The sequence below is a fragment of the Nocardioides conyzicola genome, assembly GCF_039543825.1.
Lineage (GTDB): Bacteria > Actinomycetota > Actinomycetes > Propionibacteriales > Nocardioidaceae > Nocardioides > Nocardioides conyzicola.
Genome location: NZ_BAABKM010000002.1, coordinates 3,026,009 through 3,045,423 on the forward strand (window position 1 = coordinate 3,026,009; position 19,415 = coordinate 3,045,423).

Sequence of the window (19,415 nt, forward strand, 5' to 3'; positions counted from 1 at the left end):
ACTAACGTACGGGCCCGGGAGTAGTTTGCTCCCGGGCCCGTACGTCTCTTTTTGCTCGCTCCCGACTTTCGGAGGTCACCTTGCCCGCAGCGCCTCCCGCACCCGGCGCCAGCGCGACCGAAGCGGTCGTCCAGGCTCCCGAGGTCCGGCTGACCGGCATCGGCAAGCGCTTTCCCGGCGTGATCGCCAACCACGACGTCGAGCTCACGATCCGGCCGGCGACGGTCCATGCGCTGATCGGTGAGAATGGCGCCGGCAAGTCCACGCTGATGAAGATCCTGTACGGCGTGCAGAAGCCCGACGACGGCACCATCGAGGTCGGCGGCACCGAGCGGACCTTCCGCACGCCCACCGACGCGATCCAGGTCGGCATCGGCATGGTCTTCCAGCACTTCATGCTGGCCGACAACCTGACCGCGCTCGAGAACGCCGTCCTCGGCGCCGAGCGCCTCTTCGGCATCGGTGACAAGGCCCGTGCGGAGTTCGAGTCGATCTCCGAGCGCTACGGCTTCGGCCTGCGGCCCGACGTCCTGGTCGAGACCCTCGGCGTCGCCGACCGCCAGCGGCTGGAGATCCTCAAGGTCCTCTTCCGCGGGGCGAAGGTCCTGATCCTCGACGAGCCGACGGCCGTACTGGTGCCGCAGGAGGTCGACGCGCTGTTCGCCAACCTCCGGGACCTGCGGGCGCACGGCCACTCCGTGCTCTTCATCTCCCACAAGCTCGACGAGGTCCTCGCGATCGCCGACGACATCACGGTCATGCGGCGCGGCACCACCGTCGGGTCCGCCGTGCCCGGCGAGGTGACCAAGCAGGAGCTCGCCGAGATGATGGTCGGCTCCGAGCTCCCGTCACCGGAGACCTCCGAGTCCACCGTGACCGACGTCGTCCAGCTCTCGCTGGTCGACGTGACGCTCACCGACGACGCCGGCCGCGACCTCCTCCGCGACATCAGCTTCGACATCCACCGCGGCGAGATCCTCGGCATCGCGGGCGTCGAGGGCAACGGCCAGGCCGAGCTCGTCGAGACCGTGATGGGCATGCGCAAGCTCACCTCGGGACGGATCCTCCTCGGCGAGGAGGACGTCACCTCCTGGGACACCCGCAGGCTCCGCGAGTCGGGCGTCGGCTACATCCCCGAGGACCGGCACCGGCACGGCCTGCTGCTGGACTCCCCGCTGTGGGAGAACCGGATCCTCGGCCACCAGACCCGCCCGCCCAGCGCGAAGGGCCTGTGGATCAACCGCTCCGCGGCCCGCAAGGACACCCGCCGGATCGTGGACGAGTACGACGTACGCGCGCCGGGGATCGACACCGTCGCCCGGGCGCTCTCCGGCGGCAACCAGCAGAAGCTGATCATCGGGCGCGAGATGAGCGGCGACCCGGTCCTGCTCATCGCGTCCCACCCCACGCGAGGGGTGGACGTCGGCGCCCAGGCCGCCATCTGGGGCCACATCAAGCAGGCCCGCCGCAACGGCCTCGCCGTGCTCCTGATCTCGGCCGACCTCGACGAGCTGATCGGCCTCTCCGACCGGATCGAGGTCATCTTGCGTGGACAGCTCGTCGGCACCTTCGACCCGTCGGCGGTGACGCCCAAGGACCTCGGGGCGGCCATGACGGGAGGTGGGGAGGCATGAGCTTCGTCAGGCGCTTCGGCTTCGCCCTGCTCGCACCGGTGATCGCGGTGCTGATCGCGATGCTCGCGACCAGCGTGGTGATCTCGCTGTCGGGCAGTGACTCCACCGTCGGCGACTTCTGGTCGATCATCCTGGCCAAGCCCCAGGACCGGATCATGGTCAACATCGTCAACCAGACGTCGATGATCTATCTGTCGGCCGTGGCCGCGGCGATCGGCTTCCGGATGGGGCTCTTCAACATCGGTGTCGAGGGCCAGTACCTGCTGGCGTCGTACACCGCGGCCACCTTCGCCGGTGCCGCCCTGCTCCCCGGGGCCGTCAACGTCCTCGCCACGCTGGTCATCGCGATGGCGGTCGGTGCCGTCTGGTCCGGCATCGCCGGCATCCTGCGCACGACCCGAGGCGTCAGCGAGGTCATCTCGACGATCATGCTCAACTCGATCGCCGCGATCCTGGTCGGCTACCTGCTCGACAAGTACGGCCTCCACGGTGGCAACCAGGTCCGCACCAAGGCGCTGCCGGAGTCCAGCCAGCTGTCCGGCTGGCTCCCGTTCGAGCGGCCCGACGGCCCGATCTGGACGCTGGGCCTGCTCGCCGTGCTCGTCGGGGTCGGCTTCTGGGTGCTGCTCAACAAGACCCGCTTCGGCTTCGACCTGCGTGCCACCGGCCTGTCGCAGACCGCGGCGGTCGCGAGCGGCATCAAGGTCAACCGCATGGTGCTCATCTCGATGCTGCTCTCCGGAGCCGTCGCCGGGCTGATCTGGATGCCGGCGTACTTCGGCGCCGCGCACACCTACGGCACCACCTTCCAGGCGGGGCTCGGGTTCACCGGCATCGCGGTCGCGCTGCTCGGCCGCAACCAGCCGGTCGGCATGATCTTCGGCGCCGTGCTCTTCGCCTTCCTGACGGCCCAGTCCAACTCGTTGACCCTGCAGACCGACATCTCGCCGAGCATCGTCCAGATCACCCAGGGCGTCGCGGTGCTCGCCGTCGTGATCGCCTACGAGCTCGTCCGCCGCTACCGGATCAGGCTCGAGCAACGCACGGTGGCCGCGGCGCGCACCGCTCCCGCCCAGGAGGTGACCGCATGAGCACGACGACCGAGGTCGACCGCAGCGCGCCGTCGGACCGCGCCCGCAAGATCGGGGGCATGTACCGCACCTACTGGCTGGTCCTGCTCGTCGCCTTCGTCGGGCTGTCGCTGGTGCGGATCGCCACCGGCGCCGACGACATCACCGCGGCCAACACGCTGCGGGCCGCGATCCTGTCCGCGTGCCCGATCCTGCTCGCCGGCATGGGCGGGCTGTGGTCCGAGCGGGCCGGCATCGTCAACATCGGGCTCGAGGGCCAGATGCTGCTCGGCACCTGGGGCGCGGCGTACTTCACCTACAACTACGGCCCGTGGGTCGGGTTGCTCGGCGCCGCCGCCCTGGGCGCACTCGGCGGCCTGCTGCACGGGCTCGCCACGATCACCTTCGGGGTCGACCACATCGTCTCCGGTGTCGCGATCAACATCATCGGTCTCGGCGCGACGACGTTCCTCGCCGAGGCGATCTTCACCGACTACCAGTACGGCGGCCCGCGCCAGCTGACCGGCCTCGACTCGCTGCCGTTCGTGACGGTGCCCGGGATCTCGGACGGCCTGAACTCGCTCAACGACAAGGGCTGGTTCGTGGTCTCGGACCTGGCGGGCTTCCTCGCCGCGCTGACGACCAAAATCTCGGTCGTCACGATCCTGATCGCGGTGATCGTCGTCCTGACCGCCTGGATCCTGTGGCGCACGTCGTTCGGGCTGCGACTGCGCTCCTGCGGTGAGAACCCCGCGGCGGCCGAGTCCCTCGGCGTCAACGTCTACCTCTACAAGTACGTCGCGGTGCTCGTCTCCGGTGGCCTCGCCGGCCTCGGCGGTGCGTTCCTGGCGCTCGTCGCGGCGAGCGGCTTCACCACCAACCAGAGCGGCGGTCGTGGCTACATCGGCCTCGCGGCCATGATCTTCGGCAACTGGAACCCCTTCGGCACCCTCGGGGCGTCGCTGCTCTTCGGCTACACCGACGCGCTGCGGCTGCGGTCGCCGTCGGCGGTGCACGCGCTCCTGCTGCTGGTCGCGGTCGCGCTGCTCGCGTTCGCCGCGTGGCGCGCCTACCGCGGCGCCCGGACCTCCGCGATCGTGCTCGGCCTCCTGGGGGCCGGCTTCCTGGCGTGGTTCCTCCTCACCGACACGGTCCCGCGCGAGTTCACCGGCATGACGCCGTACGTCGTCACCCTGCTGGTCCTCGCCCTGGCGAGCCAACGGCTGCGGCCGCCGGCCGCCGACGGTCAGGTCTACCGCAAGGGGAGTGCCGGATAGTGACCGCGGAGTTCGACTGGGACGCGCTCCAGGCCGTCGCGGAGGAGGCGATGACGCACGCCTACGCGCCGTACTCCCACTTCGCGGTGGGTGCCGCCGCGACCGTCGACGACGGCCGGGTGGTGAGCGGCTGCAACGTCGAGAACGCCGCGTACGGCGTGGCGCTGTGCGCCGAGTGCGGGCTGGTCAGCCAGCTGCACCTCACCGGTGGTGGGCGGCTGACGCACTTCGTGTGCGTCAACGGCAGGCGCGAGGTGATCATGCCGTGCGGGCGCTGCCGGCAGCTGCTGTACGAGAACGGCGGGCCCACCCTGCTGCTCAAGACCATTTCCGGTGTGAAGACGATGGACGAGGTGCTGCCCGATGCGTTCGGTCCCGACGACCTCGATTGACCTGACCGACCCCGACGTCGTCGCCGATCCCTACCCCTCCTTCGCGCGCGAGCGCGAGCAGCACGCGGTGGCGTGGCACGAGGCGTCGGGGATGTACCTCACGTTCGCGCACGCGACCGTCGGGCAGGTGCAGCGCGACCGGCGGCTGGGACGGCTCTTCTCGCCGCGGGAGCCGCTCGACTACCTCGAGCCCTTCAACCTGCTGCACCGCAACCAGATGATGGAGAACGAGCCGCCGGTGCACACGCGCCTGCGGCGGCCGGTCGCGAAGGCGTTCGCCCGCGGCCACATCGAGCGGCTCCGGCCGCGGGTCCGTGAGATCGCGGCCGAGCTGCTCGCCGACCTCGACCCTGCCGGCTTCGACGCCATCGCGGGGTACGCCGAACCCCTGCCGGTGCTGGTGATCGCCGACCTGCTCGGTGTCCCACGCTCCTACGCGCACGACCTCCGCGACTGGTCCCAGGCCATCGTGCGGATGTACGAGGTCGCGCCGTCGCAGCAGACGGTCGACGACGCCGTACGCGCGGCCACGGACTTCGCGGGGCTGGTGCGCGAGCTGGTCGCGGAGCGGCGTACGACGCCCGCCGACGACCTGATCACCGACCTGGTGGCGACCGAGCTGACCGAGGACGAGGTCGTCGCGGCCGTCGTGCTGCTGCTCAACGCCGGCCACGAGGCCTCGGTCAACGTCTTCGGCAACGGCCTGGCCGCGATGCTGCGCCGCGGTCTGCGACCCGGCGCCGACGTACCGGCGACCGTCGAGGAGATGCTGCGCTTCGACTCCGCCCTGCAGCTCTTCGAGCGCACCGCCATGGAGGACGTCGAGGTGGGCGACATCGTCGTCGAGAAGGGCCAGAAGATCGCGGCCCTGCTCGGTGCGGCCAACCGCGACCCCGAGGTCTTCGACCAGCCCGACGAGTTCCGGGTGGACCGAGACCCCAACAACCACTTGGCTTTCGGCGTCGGCGTGCACTTCTGCCTGGGCGCCCCGCTCGCGCGGATGGAGCTCGCCGAGTCGCTGCCCGCCCTGTTCGACACCTTCCCCGACCTGAGCCTGGCCGACGAGCCGGAGAGCCGGGGCACCTTCGTGCTGCGGGGCTACCGCACACTGCCTGTGAGAGGAACCCATGCCTGAGCACGATGCCGTCGAGGTCATCTCGGCCAAGCGCGACCAGCACGAGCTGAGCGACAGCCAGATCGACTGGGTGATCGACGCCTACACGCGTGGCGACGTGGCCGACGAGCAGATGTCGTCGCTCGCGATGGCGATCCTGCTCAACGGCATGAACCGCCGCGAGATCGCCCGCTGGACCGCGGCGATGATCGCGTCCGGCGAGCGCATGGACTTCTCGGCGCTCTCGCGTCCGACCGCCGACAAGCACTCGACCGGCGGCGTCGGCGACAAGATCACGCTCCCGCTCGCTCCGCTGGTCGCGGCGTGCGGCGTCGCCGTACCCCAGCTCTCCGGGCGGGGCCTCGGCCACACCGGCGGCACGCTCGACAAGCTGGAGTCGATCCCCGGCTGGCGGGCGGCGCTGTCCAACGAGGAGATGTTCGCGCAGCTGGAGTCGATGGGCGCGGTCATCTGCGCCGCCGGCGACGGGCTCGCCCCGGCCGACAAGAAGCTCTACGCGCTGCGCGACGTCACCGGGACCGTCGAGGCGATCCCGCTGATCGCGTCGTCGATCATGTCGAAGAAGATCGCGGAGGGCACCGGCGCGCTGGTGCTGGACGTGAAGGTCGGCACCGGTGCCTTCATGAAGGACGTCGCCTCCGCCCGCGAGCTCGCCGAGACGATGGTCGCGCTCGGCCAGGACGCGGGCGTGCACACCGTGGCGCTGCTGACCGACATGTCGACGCCGCTCGGCCTGACCGCCGGCAACGCGATCGAGGTGCAGGAGTCGGTCGACGTGCTCGCCGGTGGCGGCCCGGCCGACGTGGTCGAGCTGACGCTCGCGCTGGCCCGCGAGATGCTGATCGGCGCCGGACGCGGTGACATCGACCCGGCCGAGGTGCTCGCGTCCGGTCGCGCAATGGATGCGTGGAAGCAGATGATCCGGGCGCAGGACGGCGACCCCGACGCCGCGCTGCCGGTGGCCCGGGAGTCGCACGTCGTCGCGGCCCCCGCCTCCGGCGTGCTCACCCGCCTCGACGCGATGGCCGTCGGGCTCGCCGCCTGGCGCCTCGGCGCCGGCCGGGCCCGCAAGGAGGACCCGGTGCAGGCCGGCGCCGGCGTCGTCTGGCACGCCCGCCCGGGCGACACCGTCACCGCCGGGGACCCGCTCTTCACGCTGCTCACCGACGACGAGCACCGCTTCGAGCGGGCCCTGGCCTCGCTGGAGGGTGGCTACGACATCGCGGCCGCGGGCACGCCGTACGAACCCTCGCCGCTGGTCATCGACCGCGTGGGTTGAGTCGGGACCTCTGACGGTTCATTCGCCAGATTCGACCGTCATATCTCCCGACTCGACCGTCATATCTCCCGACTCGACCGTCATATCTCCCGACTCGACCGTCAGAACTCACGACTCAACGGTCAGGGGAGCAGGAGGACGACGGTCTCAGCGACGCAGGCGGGCTTGGTCTCGCCCTCGATCTCGATCGTGTAGCGGAGGGTCGCCTGCTTGCCCTTGGGCAGGTCGGCGACGTCGGCCAGGGCCACGTGGGCGCGGATCCGCTTGCCGACCAGGACGGGATGGGGGAAGCGCACCTTGTTGGCGCCGTAGTTGAGCTTGGCGCCGGGCGTCTCGAAGCTCACGACCTGGCCGCCGAGGTAGGGGACCAGCGACAGCGTCAGGTAGCCGTGGGCGATGGTGCCGCCGAACGGTCCGTCCTTCGACCGCTCGACGTCGACGTGGATCCACTGGTGGTCACCGGTGGCGTCCGCGAACCGGTCGACCCGGTCCTGGTCGATCTCCAGCCAGTCGGAGGTGCCGAGCTCCTCGCCGGTCGCAGCGGACACTTCATCAAGAGTCGAGAACACGCGCATGCCCCCAACCTATCCAGTCTGATTGGATCGTCTCCATGACGCCCACTCGCGAGCAGGTCCGACGGGCACCCAAGGTGCTCCTCCACGATCACCTCGACGGCGGGCTGCGACCACAGACGATCATCGACCTGGCCGCGGACAACGGGCACCAGCTGCCCGACGTCGGCGGTGAGCTGACGGCCGAGTCGCTCGGACGGTGGTTCGCCGAGGCGGCCGACTCCGGGTCGCTCGAGCGCTACCTCGAGACCTTCGACCACACGGTCGGCGTGATGCAGACCGGTCCCGCGATCACGCGGGTCGCCCGCGAGTGCGTCGAGGACCTCGCCGCCGACGGGGTCGTGTACGCCGAGATCCGCTACGCGCCCGAGCAGCACGTCGAGACCGGCCTCACGCTCGACGAGGTGGTCGCGGCGGTCCAGGAGGGCTTCGACCAGGCGGTCGTCGCGAGCGGCAACCGGATCGTCGTACGCCAGCTGCTGACGGCGATGCGGCACCAGGCCCGGTCGATGGAGATCGCCGAGCTGGCGGTCGCGTGGCGCGACCGCGGGGTGGCGGGCTTCGACATCGCCGGCGCCGAGGCGGGCTACCCGCCAACCCGGCACCTCGACGCGTTCGAGTACCTCCAGCGCGAGAACTTCCACTTCACCATCCACGCCGGCGAGGCCTTCGGGCTGCCGTCGATCTGGCAGGCGATCCAGTGGTGCGGCGCCGACCGGCTGGGGCACGGCGTACGGATCATCGACGACATCACCGTGCACGACGACGGCTCGGTCGAGCTCGGCCTGCTCGCGGCGTACGTCCGGGACAAGCGGATCCCGCTCGAGATGTGCCCGTGGTCCAACATCCAGACCGGGGCCGCCGCCTCGATCGCCGAGCACCCGATCGGGCTGCTCAAGAGGCTGCGCTTCCGGGTCACGGTCAACACCGACAACCGGCTGATGAGCCAGACCTCGATGACCCACGAGATGACCTCGCTCGTCGAGGCGTTCGGCTACGGGCTCAGCGACCTCGAGTGGTTCACGATCAACGCGATGAAGTCGGCCTTCCTGCCGTTCGACGAGCGGTTCGCGCTCATCTCCGACGTGATCAAGCCGGCGTACGCCGCGCTCCGTGGGGAGGTCGCATGAGGATCCACTACGTGCCGACCGTGCTGCTGCTCGGGTCTGCGGTGCTCATCCTCCTGATCGGGGCCGGCCTGCTGCTCAAGGGGCGCGCCGTACGCCGGACCGCGGAGCGGTTCCGCAGCCGCGCGGTCGCGGCCACGGCGACCGTGGTCTCGCTGGAGGCCAAGGACCTCAGCTTCGGGGCCGAGCCGGACACCCGCTACTTCCCGGTGGTGAGCTTCGTGCCGGACGGTGCGACCGAGGCCGTCGAGGCCCAGACGCTCACCGACGTGCCCTCGCCACCGCCGCGGGTCGGCGACTCCATCGAGGTCGCCTACGACCCCGAGCGCCCGGACCACGTCGACGTGGCCGTGACCGAGGGCACCGCGGAAGGAGCGGGTCGCACGTACGCCGTGCTCGGGTCGCTCGTCCTGCTCCTCGCCCTGGGCGTCGCCGCCGCGTGGCTCGTGCTGCTCCTGGTCGTCTGGACCCACTAGCCCATGCCCTCGCCGGCGGAGTCGATCTTCTGGATCGCGGTCTGCGCCGTCCTGGCGCCGCTCCTCGCGGCGCTGCTGCTGCGGGGCCGGGTGCCCGAGGTCGTGCTCCTCCTGGTGCTCGGTGTCGTCATCGGCCCGAACGCCCTCGACCTCGCGGTGACGGGTGAGGGCGTCGAGATGCTCCGCGAGCTCGGCCTCGGGATGCTCTTCCTGCTGGCCGGCTACGAGATCGAGGTCGACGAGCTCGTCGGGAAGGGCGGCCGGCGAGCCCTCGCCACCTGGGTGGCGTGCTTCGTCGTGGCGCTCGGGGTGATCGGGCTGGTCGGGCTGACGGACGCCGTCCACGCCGAGGTCGCGGTCGCCATCGCGCTGACGTCGACCGCTCTCGGGACGTTGCTGCCGATCCTCAAGGACAGCGGGGTCCTCGGCACCAGGTTCGGGCGCACGCTGATGAACCACGGGGCGTACGGCGAGCTCGCGCCGATCGTCGCGATGGCGGTGCTGCTCGGCAGTCGCGGGTACGTCGCCTCGGTGGTGGTGCTCGTCGGCTTCTTCCTGCTCGCGCTGGTCGTGCACCGCTTCTCCGCCCGGATCAGCCGGGAGGGCTCGGCCGTGCTCGGCGTCGTCCGACGTGGGGCGGACTCCTCCGGCCAGCCGCAGGTGCGGCTCGTCGTGCTGCTGCTGGTCACGCTCGGCGTGGCGGCCGCGGTCTTCGACCTCGACGTCGTCCTGGGTGCCTTCGCGGCCGGCTTCGTGCTGCGTGGACTGCTGCCCGACGGCCACGAGAGCCTGGAGCACAAGCTCGAGGGCCTCGCCTTCGGGCTGCTGATCCCGGTCTTCTTCATCACCTCGGGCATGGCCATCGACCCGCAGGCGGTGATCGACGAGCCCATCACGCTGGTCGTGTTCGTCGCGCTGATCCTGCTGGTCCGCGGTGGCCTCGTGCTGGTCTCGACCCGGCTCACCCGGGAGGACGGCCGGCCGGCGTTCGACCGCAACGAGGCCCTGGCCATGGGGCTCTTCGCGGCCACCGGGCTGCCGATCATCGTGGCCGTCACCTCGGTCGCGGTACGCGCCGGGGAGATGGCCGACACCAACGCCTCGGTGCTCGTCGCCGGTGGCGCCGTGACGGTGCTCATCTGTCCGCTGCTGGCCCAGCGGCTCCTCGCCGGGTCGCGCTCACCCGGATCGGGTGAGCACGCGGGGGCGTCGTAGTCCCTACGGTCCCGTCATGGACTCTTTCTGGGACTTCTTCTGGTTCATCATCTCGTTCTTCCTGCTCATGGCATATCTCGTGGTGCTGTTCCAGATCCTCACGGACCTCTTCCGCGACCACCAGACGAGCGGCTGGCTGAAGGCCGTCTGGGTGTTCTTCCTGATCATCTTCCCGCTGATCACCTCGCTGGTGTACCTGATCGCCCGCGGCCAGGGCATGGCGGAGCGCAACATCGCCGCTGTGAAGCAGGCGCAGGCGAGCCAGGAGGAGTACATCCGCTCCGTCTCGGGCTCGGCCGCCTCACCGACCGAGGAGATCCACCGGGCGAAGGCGCTGCTCGACTCGGGCGCCATCTCGCAGGCCGAGTTCGACGCACTGAAGGCGAAGGCGCTGGCCTGACCCGCCGTCAGCGCGGCAGGACCGCCCACCAGCGGCGCTTCCACCGCGACGACGACAGCGGTACGACGGCGCCCACCGCCGGGTTGTAGACCAGGGGCTCCCCGTCGCGCTCGTCGAGGACGAGGACGACGTGACGGGGGAGCCACCGGGTGCCCAGGAAGACCGGGACCGGGGTCGGCAGCGCCGCCAGCACCTCGGCCTGCCGGTAGCGACGAGCCCGCCCGCCCAGCTCTCGTGCCACCGCCCACGGCGGCGTGCCGAGCATCCGTGGCCACGGCAGCTGCAGCCGCCCGTGGCGGTCGCGCACGCCGGTGAGCCGGCGGTGCATGGCCAGCACGTCCCGCTCGAAGTCCGGCCACGGCCCGTGGCCCCCGCCGGCGAGCAGCGCCTCGGCGACCACGACGGAGGACGGCCCGCAGGTGCGGGAGTCCGGCTGCCGTGGCCAGTCGGTCATGGGGAGACGTCTCGCTTCGCCATCAGCCCGATCGCGGCGTACGCCTCGTCAGGCGTGACCGGGGTACAGCCCCGCTCCACCGCGTGGGAGACGACGCGGCGCTGGTCGCGCATCAGCGCCAGGCCGCGGCGGACCAGCACGAGCGGGGGCTTGCGGTGCTCGCGCAGGTCGCGGGTCAGGCGACGCCAGAACGTCACCATCGGATGCTGCCGCACGCAGTACGCCGCCGCAAGCAGGCCGGCGTCGTCGCACCGCGCGGCCACCTCCTGCGCGAAGATCCCCTCCGCGATGAAGAGGTGGTGGTCGCCGAGGTCGAGGGTCCGCTGCCCGCAGCGGCCGTTCTGGGCGATCTCGTAGATCGGCACCTCGGCACGCCCGCTCCGGCACAGCTCCTCGAGCGCGGCCATCGCGTCGTCGAGCAGCCACGACTCCGGGACGTCCCAGTCGACGATGCCGGCGTTGGCGCCCTCGGTGATCAGCGGCAGCGTGGGGTCGCCCGCGCTCTTGTAGAAGTCGTCGAGCCGGAGCACCGGCAGCCCGGTGCGTTCGGCGAGCCGCGACTTCCCGGACCCGGAGGGACCGGCCAGGACGATCACCCGCGCGCGCACCGAGCCATTCTGCACGGTGTGGCGCGGCCTCACTGCATCGGTTGCTGCTGGCGGGTCAGACCCCGATCGGGTGCCAGACGGTCTTGATCTCCAGGAACGTCGTCATCGGCTCGAGCCCCGGGTCGGTCGTCCAGTCCGGCTCGGCCGCCGGAGCCCGGCGTACGCGCTTGAGGTTGTCGGCGGCCGCGACCTCGAGGTCGGTGGCCAGCCCGGCGTCCCCGGCGATGCCGGTCAGGTCGATGGCGTTGACGTCCATGTGCGCGGCCAGCCACGGTGCGATCGTCGCGGCCGACCCGGTCAGGATGTTGACGACGCCACCGGGCACGTCGGAGGTGGCGAGCACCTCGGCGAGGTTGACCGCCGGCAGCGGCCGGTCGTACGACGACACGACCACGACGGTGTTGCCGGTGACGATGACCGGCGCGACGACGCTGACGAGGCCGAGCAGGCTCGACTCCTGGGGCGCGAGCACGGTGACGACACCGGTCGGCTCCGGCGTGGAGAGGTTGAAGAACGGCCCGGCGACCGGGTTGGCGTTGCCGACGACCTGGGTGATCTTGTCGGCCCAGCCGGCGTACCAGACCAGCCGGTCGATGGCGGCGTCGACGACCTTCTCGGCCTTGGTGGGAGAGAGCCCCTCGGACTGGACGACGGCCTGCACGAACTGCGGGCGGCGGTCCTCCATCACCTCGGCGATCCGGTAGAGGATCTGTGCGCGGTTGTAGGCGGTCTTGCCCGACCACGAGCCGAACGCCTTGCGGGCGGCGATGACGGCGTCGCGGGCGTCCTTGCGCGAGGCGAGGGCGGCGTTGGCCACGAACTTCCCCTTGCTGTCCTTGACCTCGTAGGAGTACGCCGACTCCGAGCGCGGGAACGCGCCACCGATGTAGAGCTTGTACGTCTTGCGGACGTCGATGCGGTCGCTCACTTGAGATACGCCTCCAGACCGTGGCGGCCGCCCTCGCGGCCGTAGCCCGACTCCTTGAACCCGCCGAACGGGCTGGTGGGGTCGAACTTGTTGAACGTGTTGGCCCAGACGACTCCCGCACGCAGCTGGTTGGCCATGTGCAGGATCAGGGAGCCCTTCTCGGTCCAGACCCCGGCGGAGAGGCCGTACGGCGTGTTGTTGGCCTTCTCGACCGCCTCGGCCGGCGTCCGGAAGGTGAGCACGGACAGCACCGGGCCGAAGATCTCCTCGCGGGCGATCCGGTGCGCCTGGGTGACGCCGGTGAAGAGCGTCGGCGGGAACCAGAAGCCGTGCGACGGGAGCTCGCACTCCGGCGACCAGCGACCGGCACCCTCGGCCTCGCCGATGTCGGAGAGCTCGCGGATCCGGGCCAGCTGCTCCGCGGAGTTGATCGCGCCGATGTCGGTGTTCTTGTCGAGCGGGTCGCCGATGCGCAGCGTCGACATCCGGCGCTTGAGCTTGGCGAGCAGCTCGTCGGCGATCGACTCCTGGACCAGCAGGCGCGAGCCCGCGCAGCAGACGTGGCCCTGGTTGAAGAAGATGCCGGTGACGATGCCCTCGACGGCCTGGTCGAGCGGGGCGTCGTCGAAGACGATGTTGGCCGCCTTGCCGCCGAGCTCGAGGGTGACCTTCTTGTCCGTGCCCGCGACGGTCCGGGCGATCGCCTTGCCGACGTCGGTCGAGCCGGTGAAGGCGACCTTGTCGATGCCGGGGTGACCGACCAGCGCCTGGCCGGTCCCGCCCGCGCCGGTGATGATGTTGACGACGCCCGGCGGCAGGTCGGCCTGCTGGCAGATCTCCGCGAAGAGCAGCGCGGTCAGCGGGGTGGTCTCGGCCGGCTTCAGCACGACCGTGTTGCCGCAGGCGAGGGCCGGCGCGATCTTCCACGCGAGCATCAGCAGCGGGAAGTTCCACGGGATGATCTGGCCGGCCACGCCCAGCGGCTGCGGGTCGGTGCCGCGGCCGGCGTACTCCAGCTTGTCGGCCCAGCCGGCGTAGTAGAAGAAGTGCGCGGCGACGATCGGGATGTCGACGTCGCGCGACTCCTTGATCGGCTTGCCGTTGTCGATGGACTCCAGGACGGCGAGCTCGCGGCTGCGCTCCTGGATGATCCGGGCGATCCGGTAGAGGTACTTGGCGCGCTCGCGGCCGGGCATCCTCGACCAGACCTTGTCGTAGGCCTTGCGGGCGGCCCTCACCGCGGCGTCGACGTCGGCCTCGTCGGCCTCCGCGATCTCCGCGAGGACCTCCTCGGTGGACGGGCTGATCGTCTTGAACGACTTGCCGTGGCCGTCGACGAACTCGCCGTTGACGAACAGGCCGTACGACGGCTTGATGTCGACGATGCTGCGCGACTCGGGGGCCGGGGCGTACTCGAAGGGTGTCGTGGCCATCTGCATCAGTCCAACGTGAAGTAGTCGGGACCGGAGTAGCGGCCGGTCTTCATCTTGGTGCGCTGCATCAGCAGGTCGTTGAGCAGCGTGGAGGCGCCGAAGCGGAACCAGTGGGGGTCGAGCCAGTCCTGGCCGGCGACCTCGTTGACCATGACCAGGTACTTGATCGCGTCCTTGCTGGTCCGGATGCCACCGGCGGGCTTCACACCGACCATCTGGCCGGTCAGCTCGCGGAAGTCGCGAACCGCCTCGACCATGATCATCGTGACCGGGAGGGTCGCGGCGGGCTGCACCTTGCCGGTGGACGTCTTGATGAAGTCGGCGCCGGCCATCATGGCCAGCCAGCTCGCGCGGCGCACGTTGTCGTAGGTCTGCAGCTCGCCGGTCTCGAAGATCACCTTCAGGTGCGCGTCGTTGCCGTCGGGGCGGCCGCAGGCGGCCTTGGTGGCGACGATCTCGTCGTACACCTGCTGGTAGCGGCCGGAGAGGAACGCGCCCCGGTCGATGACCATGTCGATCTCGTCGGCGCCGGCCTCGACCGCGTCGGCGGTGTCGGCGAGCTTGATGTCGAGGGCGGCGCGGCCGCTGGGGAAGGCGGTCGCGACCGCGGCGACGTGGACGCCGGAGCTGCCCAGCGTCTCCTTCACGGTGGCCACCATGTCGGGGTAGACGCAGACGGCGGCGACCGACGGGCAGTCGGGGTCCGCGGGGTCGGGCCGCATCGCCTTCGAGGCGAGGGCGCGCACCTTGCCCGGGGTGTCCGCACCCTCGAGCGTCGTCAGGTCGACCATCCGGATCGCGAGGTCGAGCGCGAACTCCTTCGCGGTGGTCTTGATCGAGCGGGTGCCGAGCCCGGCGGCGCGGGCCTCCGCGCCGACCTGGTCGACGCCCGGCAGCCCGTGGAGGAACCGCCGCAGCGAGGCCTCCGACCGGGTGACGTCGTCGAGCCCCGCGCCGAGGACGGTGGAAGTGGGAGTCACCGACCCAGCATAGGGTTGGCCGCGTCCAGCGCCACAACCCTGCGACCTCTCCGGAGAGCACCGTGACCGACCCAGCCCACGCACCAGACGACACGACAGTCGTGGAGCGGTTCACGCCCACGAGCGGTCGGGTCAGCGGGATCGTCGGGCTGATCACGGCGGGCGTGGTGCTGGTCGTGGCGGTGGTCGACTGGGACGCCGGTACGCCGCTCGGCGTCGCCATCCTCTCGCTTCTGGGCGCCCTGCTGGTGTGGTCGGCGCTGCTGCGGCCGGCGGTGTGGGTGACGTCGCGCGACCTGGTGCTGCGCGGCATGTTCAGCACGACCCGGGTGCCGCTCGCGGCGATCGACAGCGTGATCGTCACGCAGGTGCTGGCCGTGAAGGTCGGCGAGCACCGCTACGTCTCCCCGGTGATCGGCTACACCGTCCGTCAGACCATGAAGGCGAAGGTGCGCGAGGGCCAGAGCCCGACCAGCTCGTCGCCGGGTCCCGCCGCGGACCACCAGGCCTTCGTCGAGGCCCGGATCGCGCACATGGCGCAGGACACCCGCGACCGGCTCGGGATCCGCAAGGGCTCGCCGGAGCAGCAGGCACTGGCCGCGCAGGTACGCCGTACCTGCGCGGTGCCCGAGCTCGCCGCCGGAGCCGTGGTGGTGCTGGCGTTCCTCGTCTGGTTGGTCGTCGGCTAGATGCCGGCGGCGGCCTTGATGCCGTTGCGGAGCGCGTCCAGACGGCCGACGGCCGCGATCCGGGCGGCGTCCACACCGTCGGCCGGGTCGACCGGCACGACGACCTCGAGGTAGCACTTGATCTTGGGCTCGGTGCCGCTCGGGCGCACGATGACCCGGGCGCCGTCGGCGAGGTGGTAGCGCAGCCCGTCGGTCGGCGGCAGCTCGGGGCTCCCCAGGTCGAGGTCGTCGACGGACTCGACCGCGAGGCCGCCGAGCTCGGTCGGGGGAGTGGCCCGCAGCCGCGCCATGGCGGCGGCGATCTCCGAGAGGTCGGTGACTCGCGCCGAGAGCTGGTCGGTGGCGTGCAGGCCGTGGGCGAGCGCGATGTCGTCGAGGATGTCGACCAGCGTCCTCCCGGCGGCCTTCGCCTCGGCCGCGAGCTCGCAGAGGAGGAGGAGGGCCGAGATGCCGTCCTTGTCCTTCACGTTGGCGGGGTCGACGCAGTAGCCGAGCGCTTCCTCGTAGCCGAAGGCCAGGCCCTCGACCTTGCTGATCCACTTGAAGCCGGTCAGCGTCTCGGCGTACGGCTGGCCGGCCGCGGCCGCCAGCTTCCCGAGCAGGCTCGAGGAGACGATGCTGCAGGCGTAGGTGCCCTCGGTGCCCTTCGCGATGAGGGCGTGGGCGAGCAGCGCGCCGACCTCGTCGCCGCGCAGCATCCGCCAGCCGTGCGGCCCGGGCACGGCGGCGGCGCACCGGTCCGCGTCGGGGTCGTTGGCGACCACGAGGTCGGCGCCGTGGCGCTCGGCCAGCGCCATCGCCAGGTCCATCGCGCCCGGCTCCTCCGGGTTGGGGAAGGCGACGGTCGGGAAGTCCGGGTCCGGCTGCTCCTGCTGCTCCACCACCGAGGGAGCGTCGAAGCCGGCCGCCTCCAGCACCCGCTCGACCGGCACGCCGCCGACGCCGTGCAGCGGGGTGTAGACGATCTCGAGGTCGCGCGGTCCGTCGGCGACGAGGCCGGCGACCGTGTCGAGGTAGCTGTCGACGAGCTCCTCCTGGAGCACGGTGCCGGCGCGGCCGCGGGGGACGTCGGCGATCGGACCGACGGCGGCGATGTGGGCGGCGATCTCCGCGTCGGCCGGCGGCACGATCTGGCTGCCGTCGCCGAGGTAGACCTTGTAGCCGTTGTCGCGCGGCGGGTTGTGGCTGGCCGTGACCATCACGCCCGCCGCGCAGCCGAGCTCGCGGATCGCGAACGCGAGGATCGGGGTCGGCAGCGGTCGCGGCAGGACGTACGCCGTGAACCCGGCGCCCGTCATCACCTCCGCGGTGTCGCGGGCGAAGACGTCGGAGTTGTGGCGGGCGTCGTACCCGATCACGACGGCGCGACCACGCGGGCCGGCCTCGGGGTCGCTGTGCTCCTGGAGGTACGCCGCGAGCCCGGCGGCAGCGCGGGTGACGACGACCCGGTTCATCCGGTTGGGGCCGGCGCCGAGCTCGCCGCGCAGGCCCGCCGTACCGAACTCGAGGGTGCCGTCGAACCGGTCGGCCAGGTCGGCGTCGTCCCCGCCGGCCTCGACCGCGGCGATCACGGCCTCGAGCTCGGTGCGGGTCTGGTCGTCGGGGTCCTCGGCGGCCCAGGCGTGGGCGGCGGCGAGCAGGTCGGTCATGGCAGGCACGATACGAGGGTGAGCCGCGTCTTCGCCTTCCGGGACAGCTGGGAGGTCCCTGCTGTGCCTGCGGACGTGCACGGCGTGCTGGTCGACCTCGAGCGCTACCCGTCGTGGTGGCCCGAGGTGCTCGCCGTCGCGTCGCTCGGGCCGGACGACGCCCGGGTGCTCTGCCGGTCGGCGCTGCCCTACACGCTCGACCTCGTCCTGCACGCCGTGAACCGCTCGCCCGGGGTGCTCGAGGTCGCGGTCTCCGGCGACCTGGTCGGATCGGTGCGCTACGACCTGTCGCCCGTCCCTGGTGGCACCCGCCTGGACTTCGCCCAGGAGGTCAGGGTGGCGGGCCTGCTGGGCCTGGCGTCGTACGTCGCGGGTCCGCTGATGCGCTGGAACCACGACCGGATGATGCGGGGCTGCCGTCAGGGGCTCGCCGCTCGTCTCGCCGGATGACGCCGAGCACGAGCAGCAGCTGCGCGACGACGTACGTCGCCATGACGCTGACGTCGTGCGCCGGCAGGTCGAGGCCGGAGAACGCGTCGATCGCGATCAGCCCGTCCGACACGAGGAAGAAGGCGCCGCCCACCCACGCCAGCCGATCGACGCCCGTTGCCAGCACGGCCATCGTGCCGAGGCACAGGCCGTAGACGAGCACCGCCGGCGCCAGCACTCCCGCGCCCGGGAGGCAGACCGCGACCAGCCCGACCACCACCACGCCGTACGCCGTCAGCCAGGCGCGGCTCCGCCGGACGACGCTCTGGGCGAGGTACGGGCGGAAGGCCGCGATGTAGCAGACCTGCGCGACCAGGAAGCAGCCCACCATCGTCAGGAACGCCAGGTCGCCGTCGAGCAACCGCGGCCCCGTGTCGCCGAGCCAGGACCCGCCGAGTGCCGCGAGGGACAGCGTGACCAGGCGGCTCCGTGGACTGGCGGTCCTGGCCAGCAAGGCCAGGGCCAGCACCGGCATCAGCAGCACCTGGGTGAGTCCCGCGAACCAGCCCGGCCCGGTTGCCTGGGCGACCACCTGGACGACCCCGAGCACGCCGTACGCCGTGAGGACGGCGCGGGCCCTCGGGTTCAGCACGCGGTCACGCTAGTGGGTGTCCGGGCTGCTCCAGCCGATACGTCACGAAGTCGATGTCCTGCGGTCCGGGTCGCGTCCTGTCGGTCGGCACCCATCCGCGTCGCTCGTAGAAGGTGATGGCGCGACGGTTGCCCGCCCACACCTCCAGGACCCCGGCACGATCGTTGCCGCGCTCGCGGTCGAACACGTCGTGGAGTCGTCCGCCGATCCCTCGGCCGTAGAGGTCCGGCAGCACGTACAACGCAGTCAGCTCCAGCGCGGCTTCGGGACCGGGCAGCCGGTGCGCGGAAATGAAGGCAACGACCGACCCCGCTCTCTCGCTCAGGTAGGTCGTCCGGTCCGGCTGCGCGACCAGGTGCACCCACATGGCCTCCCGGTCGTCCTCGGCGGGCGGCTCGCCGTAGTAGTCCGCACGGGACTGGCGATGCACCTGAGCGATCTGCCCAGCGTCCGCCGGCGTCGCCGGTCGCAGGGAGATGTCGGCCACGAGGTGAGCAAACCACGTCCTTCGGGCGAGGTCGCGGCGCGGGTTCAGCCCCGCCGGCGGTGTCGGCGGGGTCGGGTCAGCGGATATGTCGCCCGGACGGGCTGGTCCAGACGAACGTGGTGGGTCCGGTGCGGGTGTAGCTCCAGCCGCTGTGGGTCTTGAGGCGGTGGTGGCCTCGGCACAGGGGCGCGAGGTTGGCGGTCGTGGTGGGGCCGAGGGGCCAGGGGATGATGTGGTCGAGGTCGCAGTTGCGTGATGGTCGGGTGCAGGCGGGGAAGACGCAGGTGGGGTTGAGCAGGATGGCTTGCTCGTGCTGGGCTGGCGTCGGCGTGTAGCCGCAGGTGGTGAGGTCGGCGGCGAGGTCGATGACCGGCTTGAGGGTGACGTGGGCGCCGGGGAGGCTGCACCATTCGATGAGTTCGTCGGTGGTGACGATCGAGCGGGTGTTGTCGACGTCGACGAGGTCGTGGGCGTCGGGCCGGGTGTGGGCGTGGAGCACGATCTCGGTCGGGTTGTCGGTGCTGCCGAG

The 19,415-nt window shown here is 71.2% G+C and carries 22 protein-coding genes; 12 read left to right on the plus strand and 10 right to left on the minus strand.

The features are described 5' to 3' along the window. Positions 1–80 precede the first annotated feature (80 nt). Genes ABEA34_RS17715 through ABEA34_RS17740 form a run of 6 tightly spaced genes read left to right on the plus strand, consistent with a single transcriptional unit; the run spans position 81 to position 6,787 of the window. A complete protein-coding gene (locus ABEA34_RS17715; protein ID WP_345522730.1) occupies positions 81–1,634 on the plus strand; it encodes an ABC transporter ATP-binding protein in 1,554 nt (517 codons plus the stop codon). Beyond that, on the plus strand, positions 1,631–2,725 hold the full coding sequence (locus tag ABEA34_RS17720; RefSeq protein WP_345522731.1) for an ABC transporter permease: 1,095 nt from the start codon (positions 1,631–1,633) through the stop codon (positions 2,723–2,725). The genes ABEA34_RS17715 and ABEA34_RS17720 overlap by 4 nt, the downstream gene beginning before the upstream one ends. Next, positions 2,722–3,981, plus strand: coding sequence for an ABC transporter permease (locus ABEA34_RS17725; protein WP_345522732.1), 1,260 nt, complete (start codon positions 2,722–2,724; stop codon positions 3,979–3,981). The genes ABEA34_RS17720 and ABEA34_RS17725 overlap by 4 nt, the downstream gene beginning before the upstream one ends. Continuing rightward, the gene (locus ABEA34_RS17730; RefSeq protein ID WP_345522733.1) at positions 3,981–4,373 is read left to right on the plus strand and encodes a cytidine deaminase; all 393 of its coding nucleotides are present in this window, start codon (positions 3,981–3,983) and stop codon (positions 4,371–4,373) included. The genes ABEA34_RS17725 and ABEA34_RS17730 overlap by 1 nt, the downstream gene beginning before the upstream one ends. Next, positions 4,345–5,508: a cytochrome P450 gene (locus tag ABEA34_RS17735; RefSeq protein WP_345522735.1), complete on the plus strand. Its 1,164-nt coding sequence runs from the start codon at positions 4,345–4,347 to the stop codon at positions 5,506–5,508. The genes ABEA34_RS17730 and ABEA34_RS17735 overlap by 29 nt, the downstream gene beginning before the upstream one ends. Continuing rightward, a complete protein-coding gene (locus tag ABEA34_RS17740; protein ID WP_345522736.1) occupies positions 5,501–6,787 on the plus strand; it encodes a thymidine phosphorylase in 1,287 nt (428 codons plus the stop codon). The genes ABEA34_RS17735 and ABEA34_RS17740 overlap by 8 nt, the downstream gene beginning before the upstream one ends. Positions 6,788–6,909: 122 nt before the next feature. On the opposite strand, the gene ABEA34_RS17745 is transcribed toward ABEA34_RS17740, so the two are convergent. After that, entirely contained in the window at positions 6,910–7,362 is a 453-nt protein-coding gene (locus ABEA34_RS17745; protein WP_345522737.1) for a MaoC family dehydratase, read from the minus strand. A gap of 35 nt (positions 7,363–7,397) precedes the next feature. Between ABEA34_RS17745 and ABEA34_RS17750 the strand changes: the two genes are divergently transcribed. The 4 genes from ABEA34_RS17750 to ABEA34_RS17765 are packed head-to-tail and all read left to right on the plus strand — an operon-like array spanning position 7,398 to position 10,577. Then, complete coding sequence (locus ABEA34_RS17750) at positions 7,398–8,489, plus strand: adenosine deaminase (RefSeq protein ID WP_345522738.1); 1,092 nt, start codon at positions 7,398–7,400, stop codon at positions 8,487–8,489. Then, positions 8,486–8,962 carry a DUF3592 domain-containing protein gene (locus ABEA34_RS17755; RefSeq protein ID WP_345522739.1) on the plus strand — a complete coding sequence of 159 codons (477 nt, stop codon included), beginning with the start codon at positions 8,486–8,488 and terminating at the stop codon, positions 8,960–8,962. The genes ABEA34_RS17750 and ABEA34_RS17755 overlap by 4 nt, the downstream gene beginning before the upstream one ends. A 3-nt stretch (positions 8,963–8,965) precedes the next feature. Next, on the plus strand, positions 8,966–10,177 hold the full coding sequence (locus tag ABEA34_RS17760; RefSeq protein WP_345522740.1) for a cation:proton antiporter: 1,212 nt from the start codon (positions 8,966–8,968) through the stop codon (positions 10,175–10,177). A 16-nt stretch (positions 10,178–10,193) separates the two neighbouring features. Beyond that, on the plus strand, positions 10,194–10,577 hold the full coding sequence (locus ABEA34_RS17765) for an SHOCT domain-containing protein (RefSeq protein WP_345522741.1): 384 nt from the start codon (positions 10,194–10,196) through the stop codon (positions 10,575–10,577). 7 nt (positions 10,578–10,584) lie between these two features. Here ABEA34_RS17765 and ABEA34_RS17770 read toward each other — a convergent pair whose 3' ends face one another. From ABEA34_RS17770 to deoC, 5 genes are read right to left on the minus strand one after another with little or no spacing between them, the layout of a single operon-like run. Then, entirely contained in the window at positions 10,585–11,031 is a 447-nt protein-coding gene (locus ABEA34_RS17770; RefSeq protein ID WP_345522742.1) for a hypothetical protein, read from the minus strand. Further along, a complete protein-coding gene (locus ABEA34_RS17775; RefSeq protein WP_345522743.1) occupies positions 11,028–11,639 on the minus strand; it encodes an ATP-binding protein in 612 nt (203 codons plus the stop codon). Before ABEA34_RS17775 ends, ABEA34_RS17770 begins: the two co-directional genes overlap by 4 nt. Before the next feature lie 55 nt (positions 11,640–11,694). Next, a complete protein-coding gene (locus tag ABEA34_RS17780) occupies positions 11,695–12,567 on the minus strand; it encodes an aldehyde dehydrogenase family protein (protein WP_345522744.1) in 873 nt (290 codons plus the stop codon). Next, positions 12,564–14,000 (minus strand): aldehyde dehydrogenase family protein, encoded by a 1,437-nt coding sequence (locus tag ABEA34_RS17785; RefSeq protein WP_345522745.1) that lies wholly within the window; start codon positions 13,998–14,000, stop codon positions 12,564–12,566. The genes ABEA34_RS17780 and ABEA34_RS17785 overlap by 4 nt, the downstream gene beginning before the upstream one ends. A gap of 5 nt (positions 14,001–14,005) precedes the next feature. Then, positions 14,006–14,980, minus strand: coding sequence for a deoxyribose-phosphate aldolase (gene deoC / locus ABEA34_RS17790; RefSeq protein ID WP_345522746.1), 975 nt, complete (start codon positions 14,978–14,980; stop codon positions 14,006–14,008). Between the two features lie 62 nt (positions 14,981–15,042). Here deoC and ABEA34_RS17795 point away from each other — a divergent pair, with 62 nt between their 5' ends. Beyond that, positions 15,043–15,669: a hypothetical protein gene (locus ABEA34_RS17795; protein ID WP_345522747.1), complete on the plus strand. Its 627-nt coding sequence runs from the start codon at positions 15,043–15,045 to the stop codon at positions 15,667–15,669. Here ABEA34_RS17795 and ABEA34_RS17800 read toward each other — a convergent pair. Continuing rightward, the gene (locus ABEA34_RS17800; protein WP_345522748.1) at positions 15,666–17,318 is read right to left on the minus strand and encodes a phospho-sugar mutase; all 1,653 of its coding nucleotides are present in this window, start codon (positions 17,316–17,318) and stop codon (positions 15,666–15,668) included. The genes ABEA34_RS17795 and ABEA34_RS17800 overlap by 4 nt on opposite strands. Positions 17,319–17,336: 18 nt before the next feature. On the opposite strand from ABEA34_RS17800, the gene ABEA34_RS17805 reads away from it, so the two are divergent. Further along, positions 17,337–17,768 (plus strand): SRPBCC family protein, encoded by a 432-nt coding sequence (locus tag ABEA34_RS17805; RefSeq protein ID WP_345522749.1) that lies wholly within the window; start codon positions 17,337–17,339, stop codon positions 17,766–17,768. Here ABEA34_RS17805 and ABEA34_RS17810 read toward each other — a convergent pair. From ABEA34_RS17810 to ABEA34_RS17820, 3 genes are all read right to left on the minus strand, one after another. Beyond that, the gene (locus ABEA34_RS17810) at positions 17,650–18,399 is read right to left on the minus strand and encodes a lysoplasmalogenase (protein ID WP_345522750.1); all 750 of its coding nucleotides are present in this window, start codon (positions 18,397–18,399) and stop codon (positions 17,650–17,652) included. The genes ABEA34_RS17805 and ABEA34_RS17810 overlap by 119 nt on opposite strands. 4 nt (positions 18,400–18,403) lie before the next feature. Next, a complete protein-coding gene (locus ABEA34_RS17815) occupies positions 18,404–18,886 on the minus strand; it encodes a GNAT family N-acetyltransferase (RefSeq protein ID WP_345522751.1) in 483 nt (160 codons plus the stop codon). Between the two features lie 76 nt (positions 18,887–18,962). Beyond that, on the minus strand, positions 18,963–19,415 hold a 453-nt coding region (locus tag ABEA34_RS17820), incomplete at its 5' end, for an HNH endonuclease signature motif containing protein (protein WP_345522752.1).